The following is a 10,410-nucleotide window of genomic DNA, read 5'->3' as shown; positions in this document are numbered from 1 at the left end:
GTGGGGGGGGGGGGGGGGGGGGGGCGGGGGGGGTGGGGGGGGGGGGGGGGTGGGGGGGGGGGGGGGGGGGGCGGGGGGGGGGGGGGGGCGGCCCCCGCCGACGGAGACCCGCTCACCTGCCCGACCGCGGCGGCCTCGACCGAATCGCCGCCGCCTCCGCCGCCCGGCCGGAAGGCCACGACCAGGGACACGACGAGTGCGACGGCGGCCACGGCCGCCAGGACCACCGCGGGGACGGGAAGCGTGCGGCGGTCGGGGCGGGAACGGCGGTGCGAGGAGGATGCCACGGATGAATCCTTACGCGGTTCGGCGGAACCTGTCCGGGAAAGCTGCTGACTCCTCAGTGGTCGCCGAGCCCGAGAAGGTTGCCGGGAAGCGGGAAACACGTCTCTCCCGGTTCACTCCCGCCCCAGCACCACCGTCCCGGAGGAGCAGAACCACCCGCCGGTTCCCGACGCCACTCCCAGCCGGGGCAACCCCCCGTCACGCGCCCGCACTTGCCGTGCGCCGCCCTCCCCGCGCAGTTGCCGCACCGCCTCCACCAGGAGGAACAGGCCGCGCATGCCCGGGTGTTGGGCGGAGAGCCCGCCGCCGTCCGTGTTGACGGGGAGTTCGCCGCCGTCGGCTCGCAGGCGGCCCTTCTCGACGAAGGCGCCGCCCTCGCCCTTCTCGCAGAAGCCGAGGTCTTCGAGGGTCACCAGGGTCATGTAGGTGAACGCGTCGTAGATCTCGGCGAAGTCCATCTCCTGGGGGCGCAGCCCCGCGCGTTCGAAGGCCAGACGGCCGCTCACCGCCGCCGGGGAGACCGTGAAGTCCTCCCACTCCGTCAGGCTCGCGTGCGAGACGTGCTCGCCGGTGCCGAGGATCCACACGGGCGCGCTGCGGCAGCCCTGGACGTATTCCTCGGCCGCCAGGAGGATCGCCGCGCCGCCGTCGGAGCGCAGGCAGCAGTGCAGTTTCGTGAAGGGGTCGGCGATCATCGGCCCGGCCAGGACGTCGTCCACCGTCACCGGGTCGCGGAACATCGCCTCGGGGTTCAGGGCGGCGTTCGCTCGCGCCTGGACCGCCACCTCCGCCAGCTGCTCGATCGTCGTGCCGTACTGGATCATGTGGCGGCGGGCGGCCATCGCGTACTTGGCGATCAGGGTGTGCCCGTAGGGGACCTCGAACTGGAGCGGCCCGCGCCCGCCGAAGGCGAAGGTGCCGGTGCGGCGGCCGGCCCGGACGTCCGCGCGGGCCGTCGAGCCGTACGCCAGCAGGACGACGTTCGCGTGACCGGCGGCGATCGCGTCGGCCGCGTGGGCGGCCATCACCTCCCAGGTCGCGCCGCCCACCGAGGTGGAGTCGACCCAGGTGGGGCGCAGGCCCAGGTACTCGGCGATCTCGGCCGGGGCGAGGGTGCCCGTGCCGGTGGAGGCCACGCCGTCGACGAGTTCCCTGCCGATGCCCGCGTCCGCGAGTGCGCGGCGGGCCGCCTGGGCGTGCAGCGCGTACGGGGTCGCGTCGTCCACCCGACCGCAGTCGGAGAGCGCTGCCCCGACCACGGCCACTCTGCGGCTTCCCACCGTCATGGCGCCTCCCTCTGTGCATCTCATTCCCGGGCTCCTAATATGACGGGCCGTCAGATCCGGAGGGAAGTGCCATGAACCCCAACTTCACCGCCGAGCAGGACGGGATCCGCCGCGCCCTGCGCGAACTGCTCCACAAGCGCTGCGGCCCCGAAGAGCTCCGCGCCGCCCTCGACACCGCGGGCGGCCACGACCCCGCCCTCTGGACCGCCCTCGCCGAGCAGCTCGGGCTGCCCGGCCTCGCGCTCCCGGAGGAGTGCGGCGGTGTCGGCTGCTCCGTCACCGACCTCGCCCTCGCCGCCGAGGAGACCGGACGGGCCCTCGCCCCCTCCCCGCTCCTCGCGACCTCCGTCCTCGCCGCGCCCCTGATCCTCGCCCTCGGCACCGACGCCCAGCGCGCCGACCTGCTGCCCCGCATCTCCGACGGCACCCTGACCGCCGCCCTCGCCGTGCCCGCCCCCGCCCTCGGCGCCGCCCTCGCCCTGACCGGCGTGAACGGCGGCGACTGGGCCGGCGGCGGGCGGGCGGGCGGCGTGCAGGCACGTCGGACGGAAGCCGGCTGGCGGCTGTACGGGGAGGCCGTGCAGGTGCTCGACGGGCACAGCGCCGGGGCGCTGGTCGTCGCCGCGCACACCGGGGGGTTCGTACGGTCGCGCACCCTGCTGTACGTCGTCGCGGGGGACGCCGCCGGGGTCGTCCGCACCCGGCAGACCGCCCTCGACGCGACCCGGCCCCAGGGGCGGGTGCAACTGCGCGATGTGGAAGCCCAGTTGCTGGGGGAGCTGACGGGTGAGGACGTCGACGTCGCTGAAGTCCTGGCCCGGGCCGGGGACTTCGCCGCCGCCTTCCTCGCCTGTGAGGCCGTCGGGGCCGCCGGCCGGGTGCTGGAGCGGACCGTCGAGTACCTCGGGCAGCGGCAGCAGTTCGGGCGGGTGATCGGGTCCTTCCAGGCGGTGCAGCACCGCCTGGCCGATGTGTATGTGCAGGTCCAGGCGGCCCGGTCCGCCGCGTACTACGCCGCCTGGGCGGCAGGCGGGCAGGGCGGGGCGGGGGAACGGGTCGGCGGGCTCGCCCTCGCGCAGGCGCTGGACGCCCTGCGGCGGGCCGCCTCCGAGGGCATCCAACTGCACGGCGGCATCGGGTTCACCTGGGAGCACGAGGCCCACCTGTACTTCAAGCGGGCCGCCGGGGACGAACTGCTGTTCGGGCCCGGGCACCGGTTGCGCGCCCACGCGGCCGAGGCGGCCAGGCTCTTCGAGCTGACGGAGGTGTCGATGTGATCGGCGGCCGAGCAGTGCGAGCAGTCGTGCAGAAGGTGTCCTCGACGCGGGCCTTCGCCAAGGTCGCCCCGCACGTCATCCCCGCCCTCGACCGGGCCGTCCACCGACTCACCCGGGGAAAGGTGCTGCTCAGCGCACAGCTGCTGCCCGGGGTGATCCTCACGGCGACCGGGGCGCGGAGCGGGCAGCCGCGTCGGACGCCGCTGGCCTGTATGCCCGAGGAGGGCGGCGCGAGCTGGATCCTCATCGGCTCCAACTTCGGCCGCACCGGACACCCCGCGTGGACCGCCAACCTTCTCGCCCACCCCGACGCCGAGATCAGCTGGAAGGGCACGGACATCCCCGTGACGGCCGTACTGCTGGCGGGGGAGGAGCGGGCGGCCGCCTGGAAGGCGCTGCTGGTGTTCTGGCCGCCGTATGCGACCTATCAGGCGCGGGTGGAGCGGGAGATCCGGTTGTTCCGGATCAGTCCCAGATGACTGCCGCCGGTCCCGGACGACCGGTGCCCCCACTGCGCGCGGCAGGCGGCGGTTCACCTGGGTGAACCGCCGCCTGGCAGACAGGACTTGGCCGTGGGGCAACCGTAAAGGACGGGGCGCGCGTGGCTACTTCGCCGGCGACTCCGCCGACTGCTTCGCCGGCTACTTCGTCGGCTTCCTGCCGGTGATGCCCAGGTGCACCAACAGCGCCAGGTTCGGCTTGAGTTCAGCCTGCTTGACGCCCCACGTCTGGAAGCCCTTCTGGTGCGAGGCGACCGCCGCGAGCATCGCGACGAGCGCACCGGCCACCGCGGCCGGGTTCACGTCCTTGTCGACCTTGCCCTTGGACTGCAACTCGGCGACCGCGTCCGACAGGGAGTTGTTCACCGAGTTGAGGATCTTCATGCGGAGTTTGTAGAAGCGCTTGTCGCCTTCCGCCGCGCCCAGGTCGACCACCCGCAGGATCGCGTCGTTCTTCCGCCAGAACTCCAGGAAGCCGTCGACGAGTTCCTGCGCCGTCTGCCAGCCCGCCTTGCCGACCCAGGACCGTCCGGCGACCAGTTCGGTCAACTCGGCTCCCTCGGCGGCCATTTGCTCGGCGATCTCCAGGACGGCGCCTTCGACGTCCGGGAAGTACTGGTAGAAGGTCGCGGGTGAAGTGCCCGCCTTCCGGGCGACGTCGATGACCTTGACGTCCCGGTACGGAGAGGAGCTGAGCATCTCGCTGAGGCAGTCGAGCAGCTTCTGCCGCGTCGCCTGCCCGCGTCGACCGGCCACGCGGCCGTCGACGGTACGCACTTGTCCTGTCATGCCGTCAGCTTACCGAGGGGTGATCGGAGCGCGATTCGGCCGACTGCAAATGGGGTGCGCGGGGGTGCGGAGGCGGGGTTTGCGCGGTCGTGCCTGGTCGCGCCTGCTCTGCGGGTCGCGTGAACCGCCGTTAGTTTGGCTGCATGGCCGAAAACAGGGCATCGGAGGACTCGCAGCGCCCGGAGCGCTCCGGGCGGTACGCGGAGGGCGTCCCCTGCTGGGTGGACGCGCAGCTTCCGGACGTGGACGCGGGCAGGCGATTCTACGGGGAGCTCTTCGGGTGGACCTTCGAGGAGCGGCCGGAGGGCCACGGCGACTCCGTGTGGGCCCGGCTGCACGGCGAGACCGTCGCCGCGCTGGCCCACAAGACGGACGGCCGGATGCCCACCGTCTGGACCGTGTACTTCGCCACCCCGGACGCCGAGTCGACCTCCCGGCGGATCCAGGCGTCCGGCGGCCAGGTGGTGATGGCCCCGCTGCCGGTGGGCGCACTGGGCACCGCCGCCCTCGCCGCCGACCCCGAGGGCGCCGTCTTCGGGCTCTGGCAGCCCGCCGGCCACCCCGGATTCGGCGTCCGGCACCGGCCCGGCGCGTTCGCCTGGGCGCAGCTCTACGCCCGCGACACCGAGGCCGCCAACACCTTCTACGGCCATCTCTTCGCCGCGGCCCTCTTCGGCCCCGGCGCGGCGCCCGACTTCGGCCGCGCCCCGGTCGCCGACGTCTTCCCGGAGATGATGCCGCCGCACTTCCTCGTCCACTTCGGCGTGGACGACTGCGAGGCGGTGCTGGGCGCGGTGAGCCGCCTGGGCGGGCGGGTGCAGGCGGGGCCGTTCACCGCCTCGTACGGCACGGTGGCCGTCGTCACGGACAATCAAGGGGCGTCGTTCGCGCTGCTCCAGCGTTGAGCGTGCCCCGACCGACCCCCTCACCGGCGGATTTGTCGGGCTGTGAGGATTTTTCTCGCAGTGTTTGCCCTCATATGAAACGAGACACCCCGATTGCCCCCGGGTTCGCAACCAGCCGTCCGGCCAGGAAGAATCAGGGTGCGTGCCGTTATGGCGGTGCGGTGGGTGAGACGCTGCACGGGGCCGTGTACACAAGTGGGTGACTCGGCTCGTACGGGGAGGTGGCAGGCAAGTGGTGGATCAGCTGACGCAGCACGATCCTCGGCGGATCGGGCCGTTCGAGGTGCTGGGACGGCTGGGTGCCGGCGGCATGGGGCTGGTCTATCTGGCACGCTCGGCCTCGGGCCGGCGCGTGGCGATCAAGACGGTCCGTACGGAGCTCGCCGAGGACCAGCTCTTCCGCGTGCGCTTCACGCGCGAGGTGGAGGCGGCGCGGGCGGTGTCCGGCTTCTACACGGCCGCCGTCGTCGACGCCGATCCGCGGGCCGCCGTGCCGTGGCTCGCCACCGCCTACGTCCCCGCGCCCTCCCTCGAGGAGATAGTGAACGACTGCGGGCCGCTCCCGGCCCAGGCGGTGCGCTGGCTGGCGGCGGGCGTGGCGGAGGCCCTCCAGTCCATCCACGGGGCGGGGCTGGTCCACCGTGACCTCAAGCCGTCCAACGTGCTCGTGGTCGAGGACGGGCCGCGGGTGATCGACTTCGGTATCGCGTCCGGCGTCTCGAACACACGTTTGACGATGACGAACGTCGCCGTCGGCACCCCCGCCTACATGTCCCCCGAGCAGGCGAAGGACTCGCGCAGCGTGACCGGCGCGAGCGATGTCTTCTCGCTGGGCTCGATGCTGGTCTTCGCCGCCACCGGCCACCCGCCGTTCCACGGCGCCAACCCGGTCGAGACGGTCTTCATGCTGCTGCGCGAGGGCCCGGACCTGGCGGGTCTCCCGGACGAGCTGCGGCCCCTCATCGAGTCCTGTATGCAGATGGAGGCCACGGGCCGCCCCAACCCGGCCGACCTCCAGGCCCAGCTCGCGCCCCACCTCTTCGGCTCCGGCTCCGACGACAGCGGTACGGCGTCGGCGTGGTTGCCCGAGAAGGCCGTCACGCTCATCGAGACCCGCCGCGGCGGGCGCCCGGCGAAACCGGCGCCCCCCAGCCCGCGCAGCGGAGGCGGCCACGCAGGCCACGGTGGCGGTGGTGCGGGCGGTGGCGGCGGTGTGGGCATGGCCCGGCCCGCCATGCCGCCCGTACCGCCCCCGCCGCCGCACGCCCCCGTGGTCCTGGCCCGTCCGCAGTCGCCCGTCGCCGTCGGCGCGCCCGACGTCGGTCCCGTCCGGCTGGCGGGCGCCGCCGTCCCGATCGGGCCCGGTCCGCGCGTCGCCGACGTCCGCGCCACGGCCGCCGTGAAGGCGCCGGTGGCCGAGCCCGGCCTGGTCGCCAGCTGGTCCCGGCCGCGTCCCGGCGTCAACGGCGCCGACACCGCGCTCCCGAGCCCCCAGACGGTGCCCTCGGAGACCCCGGCGGGCTGGCGGCCGTGGCGTTTCCGCATGTCGAACGATGTGTGGGGCACCCCGTCGGTCGCCGGCGACCTCGTGTACGTCACCTCCTTCGAGGTGCACGCCCTGGACGTGGCCACCGGTCGCCGGCGCTTCAAGACGCGTGACGTGGCCTGGTCGATGGCGGTCGCGGACGGCCGTGTGCACGCCTCCGACGGCCCCACCCTGTTCGCCCTGGACGCCCGCGAGGGCGGCGACCTGTGGCGGCTGTCCACGGAAGCCTGGGTGTACTCGCTCAAGGCGGAGCGGGGCACGGTCGTCACCGGCACGCGCGGCGGCGGCGTCCAGGCCTGGGAGGCCTCGGGCGGCCAGAAGCTCTGGGAGATCACCGGCTGCCAGACCGACTTCGAGTCCCCGGAGGCCGGCCCGGTGCTCCACGAGGGCACGGTCTACGTCTGGCAGGACGCCCGGCTCAGAGCCCTGGACGCCCGCACGGGTGACGAACGCTGGTCGTACCCGATCGGCGACACGGCCTCCTGCGGAGGCGTCCCGGTCCGCGTCACCCCGGCCCCCGACGGCTACGTCTACCTCTCGGCCGGCACCCGGGTCCTGGCCATGGACGTGGCGAGCGGAATGGTCCGCTGGCACTTCGAGGCCCCCGCGGTCTTCCTGTCGCCGCCCACCTTCGTGCCCGGCCCGGCCGTCACCGGCGGCGGCGTCTACCTCGCCGACTACCTCGGCACGGTGTACGCCATCGACGCCACCGACGGCCGCGACCGCTGGCGCATCGCGACCGAGGCGCGTTCCTCCGTCGACCCGGTGCTCGTCGCCGCCGGCCATGTCCACGTCGGCAGCGGCAAGGGGCTGTACACCCTGGACGCGGTCACCGGCACGCCCAAGTGGCGCTTCCAGGCGGGCGGCGACATCGTGGGAGCCCCGGCGGTCGCGGAGGGCCGCATCCACTTCGGCTCCACGGACCACCTGCTCTACACCCTGAAGGCCGACGACGGCCGCCTGCGCTGGAAACTGGCGACCGGCGGCGAGATCACCGGCTCCCCGGTGGTCCGCGACGGCGTCGTGTACGCGTGCAGCAAGGACCGCTGCGTGTACGCGCTGGACGCGGAGAAGGGAACGGGCACGGCGAGAACGGCGTAGCCGGTCGCTCTTTCGGACCCCGGGACGGCCGTCGTGCCGGGTGCACGGAAGGGATCCGGACGGCGGCCGCCACGGCAGACGCTACGCCGGGGACGGGCCGGTGGCCACGCGGTGACATGATCGTGACAGGGGTTGCTTACGCTGTCCTTATGGATCGACGGGGGCACAAACTCAAGTTCACAGCGGTGGCGGCGTTCGTCGTACTGGCGCTCACCGGTTTCTCGACGGGTCGGGGCCACGGCAGCAGCAGCCACAGCGGCGGCGACGGCGGCGGATGCAGCAGCTCCAGCCAGAACCACGACAGCTCGTCGTCGTCGAGCGGCGGAAGCAGCTACCGCGACTACGACGACGATGACGACACATACGGGGGAAGCGGCGGCTCCTCGAACGCGTCCACGACGCTCCAGGACGCCACGGTGAAGCTCGTCGACTGCGCGACGCCGACCACGCCGTACGCAACGGTCGAGGTCACCAACCCCAACTCGTCCGGCGGCTACTTCACCGTCACGGTCGACTTCCTCGACGCCGACGCCGAACGCGTGGAACAAGGCACCGCGGACGAGTACATCGGCGCGAACGAGACGGAAACGGTCCAGGTCGACCTGTCGAGCCCGGGGGTCGCGGCGAAGGTCGACCACTGCGAGCCGCAGACGTCGGCGCCGGCGGGGTGAACGACACTCTCAGCGGCTGGCGCGGATCATCACGGTGAGCACCGGTGAGGCCGGTGACGGCTGGCTCCGCCCGATGTCCTCATATCCCCAGGTCTTGTACAGGGCGTGGACCTTTCCCTCCCCTGCGGCCGGGTTGACCATGAGCGTGACGAAGGGTTCGTCGCGTGCGGCGAGGAGGGCGTCGTGGATGCGGCGGGCGGTCCCGGTCTTCCGCCAGGTCGGTCGGACGCCGATCTCCTTCAGGGCCACGGCCGGACGCTCGGTGAACCTGTCCGCCGGCGTCGGGCTGGTGCGCTGCCAGTACCGGTCCCCATGTGCGATGGCGTTGCCGTAGGCGTAGCCGATCGGATGCGCGTCCGCGTACGCGAGGACGGCCGTGAACCCCGGCTCGGCGCTGTGCCGGTCCACGCGCTCGCCGAACGCGGTGATCGCGTAGTTCGGCAGGTGGAGTAGGGGTGCGCGCACGTCTGCGTACACGTCAAGGAGATCGCCGCGGACGGTGTCGAGGGCGGGGAACGAGGCGCAGCTCGAAGGCGGCGGTTCGTGGTCATGCCGTGAATGTCCAGGTGGCCGCGTGCTCGGTCCAGGTCCGCACAGCGGCGCTGTCGGACGCAGTGGCGTGCAGTGCGGTCCCGAACTCCCGGAGCATGCGCGTCACCCGGGCGTGTTGGGCGGCGATGTCGGCGGGGACCTTCATCATCGTGGTGACGGCCAGTTCGACGTCGCCTTGCCCGAGTTGGGCGGCGGCGAGTCGGGCCGTGTTGATGGCGTGGTCCCGCCGCATCTGGGGGCGGAGCAGTGTCAGGCTCCGATGGGCGTGGGCCTCGGCTTGTGCGAAGTTCCTCAGGCGGAGGTGCGCGGCGAGAGCGAGCGTTTCCAGTTCGGATCCGTCGCGGACTCCGGTCATCCACACCGGTCGAGTGAGGCCAGGATCGGCGCGTTCGAGCGCGTCCTTGGCGTGGCCGAGCGCATGCTGCACGCCGGTGGCGTCGCCAGTGAGGCCCAGGGTGGCGGCCTGGCGGGCATGGCCCAGACAAGCGAACAGGGGGTCACGGCGCGTGAGGTGCAGGTTGCGGGCGACGTCGTTCGCGGCGAGAGCGTCTACGGGGCGGCCCATGTGCCGGTACATGGTCCCCGCATGGCTCCAGATGCGGAACTTGATCGCCTGATCCCCGGACATCTCGGCGAGGGACTGGGCCTCGCGCATGTGTGCCTTGGCGTCATCGTAGCGTCGGCCGTCGATGGCGGCCCACATCGCGGAGGAGCGGAACGCCGCTGCGGAGGCGTAGAGGCTGCTGCGTACACGCTGAGTGGCACCGCCGACGTTCTGGAGGTTCAGCGCCTCGTCGGCGAGCGCCGCGGCCCGCTGCTCGATGCCCAGCTGGCCGCCGTGGCGGTGGTCGCTGGCGATGATCTCAGCGAAGCGCTTCTGCAGGCGGTCGACGTCACTCATGCCGATGCGTCGCGGCGAGGCGGTGCCGGGGGCGGCGGCTGCCGCGGCGGCCGCCGCCGCGATGCCGCCGACGAGGGTTCGGCGCTTCATGTCGGGGTCCTCCTGCTGCGGTGAGGCTGGGGCGGACGAAGACCGGCCCCGTGGCACGAACCCTAAAGCGACTGCGGGCAGGCCAGTGACGTCTTCAAGTGCCTTACGGCTAGCCGATTTGGGCCACTGGACCCGGCCCGCTTTCCAGTCTCGGATCGATGAGCCGTCTAGCCCGCCGGACCGCCCGGTCAGTCGCTCCAGGGCCCTGTTCACAGCGTCAGCCAGGCTGTTGGAGCTGTAGCCGTGTTCGGCCATCCACGCCTCAAGGACGGTGTTGCGCGTGGTGTCCATCCCTGCACGGTAGCCCTCCCGTCCTCGCATTCGCCAGGTAACGGAAAGGTCAAATCGCCCTGGTTCGCTCCCTTCGGCGAACCCTCGATCGCCCTAACCGGCAGGCTCTGAAAGGGAGTTGTCTAGTGCCGCGGCAGGCAACGTTTGCCCGTCAAGGAGCGGCGTCCGGTGCGTGCTCTCGGTGTGCCGGCCGGAAGTCCTCGTACTGGACGTACT

At 72.6% G+C, this 10,410-nt stretch carries 9 protein-coding genes; 5 read left to right on the top strand and 4 right to left on the bottom strand.

All coding sequences use genetic code 11. The features are described 5' to 3' along the window. Positions 1-398: 398 nt before the first annotated feature. Positions 399-1,571 carry an acetyl-CoA acetyltransferase gene (locus AB0J04_RS03965; protein ID WP_363166788.1) on the bottom strand — a complete coding sequence of 391 codons (1,173 nt, stop codon included), beginning with the start codon at positions 1,569-1,571 and terminating at the stop codon, positions 399-401. A 71-nt stretch (positions 1,572-1,642) separates the two neighbouring features. On the opposite strand from AB0J04_RS03965, the gene AB0J04_RS03960 reads away from it, so the two are divergent. Then, positions 1,643-2,848, top strand: coding sequence for an acyl-CoA dehydrogenase family protein (locus AB0J04_RS03960; protein ID WP_363166787.1), 1,206 nt, complete (start codon positions 1,643-1,645; stop codon positions 2,846-2,848). A gap of 26 nt (positions 2,849-2,874) precedes the next feature. Next, on the top strand, positions 2,875-3,327 hold the full coding sequence (locus AB0J04_RS03955) for a nitroreductase family deazaflavin-dependent oxidoreductase (RefSeq protein ID WP_363166786.1): 453 nt from the start codon (positions 2,875-2,877) through the stop codon (positions 3,325-3,327). A 162-nt stretch (positions 3,328-3,489) separates the two neighbouring features. On the opposite strand, the gene AB0J04_RS03950 is transcribed toward AB0J04_RS03955, so the two are convergent. Continuing rightward, positions 3,490-4,125: a TetR family transcriptional regulator gene (locus tag AB0J04_RS03950; protein WP_363166900.1), complete on the bottom strand. Its 636-nt coding sequence runs from the start codon at positions 4,123-4,125 to the stop codon at positions 3,490-3,492. A gap of 155 nt (positions 4,126-4,280) precedes the next feature. Between AB0J04_RS03950 and AB0J04_RS03945 the strand changes: the two genes are divergently transcribed. The 3 genes from AB0J04_RS03945 (at position 4,281) to AB0J04_RS03935 (ending at position 8,360) form a co-directional block, all read left to right on the top strand. Then, on the top strand, positions 4,281-5,042 hold the full coding sequence (locus tag AB0J04_RS03945; protein ID WP_363166785.1) for a VOC family protein: 762 nt from the start codon (positions 4,281-4,283) through the stop codon (positions 5,040-5,042). Between the two features lie 232 nt (positions 5,043-5,274). Next, a complete protein-coding gene (locus tag AB0J04_RS03940) occupies positions 5,275-7,689 on the top strand; it encodes a serine/threonine-protein kinase (RefSeq protein ID WP_363166784.1) in 2,415 nt (804 codons plus the stop codon). Positions 7,690-7,838: 149 nt separating this feature from the next. Beyond that, positions 7,839-8,360: a hypothetical protein gene (locus tag AB0J04_RS03935; protein WP_363166783.1), complete on the top strand. Its 522-nt coding sequence runs from the start codon at positions 7,839-7,841 to the stop codon at positions 8,358-8,360. 9 nt (positions 8,361-8,369) lie between these two features. Here the strand turns inward: AB0J04_RS03935 and AB0J04_RS03930 are convergent, their stop codons facing one another. Then, entirely contained in the window at positions 8,370-8,825 is a 456-nt protein-coding gene (locus tag AB0J04_RS03930) for a GNAT family N-acetyltransferase (protein ID WP_363166782.1), read from the bottom strand. A gap of 82 nt (positions 8,826-8,907) precedes the next feature. Then, on the bottom strand, positions 8,908-10,194 hold the full coding sequence (locus AB0J04_RS03925) for an XRE family transcriptional regulator (RefSeq protein WP_363166781.1): 1,287 nt from the start codon (positions 10,192-10,194) through the stop codon (positions 8,908-8,910). Positions 10,195-10,410: the final 216 nt, after the last annotated feature.

The sequence above is a fragment of the Streptomyces sp. NPDC050263 genome (assembly GCF_040655955.1).
Lineage (GTDB): Bacteria > Actinomycetota > Actinomycetes > Streptomycetales > Streptomycetaceae > Streptomyces.
This window is presented reverse-complemented; position numbering and strand designations above follow the sequence as displayed.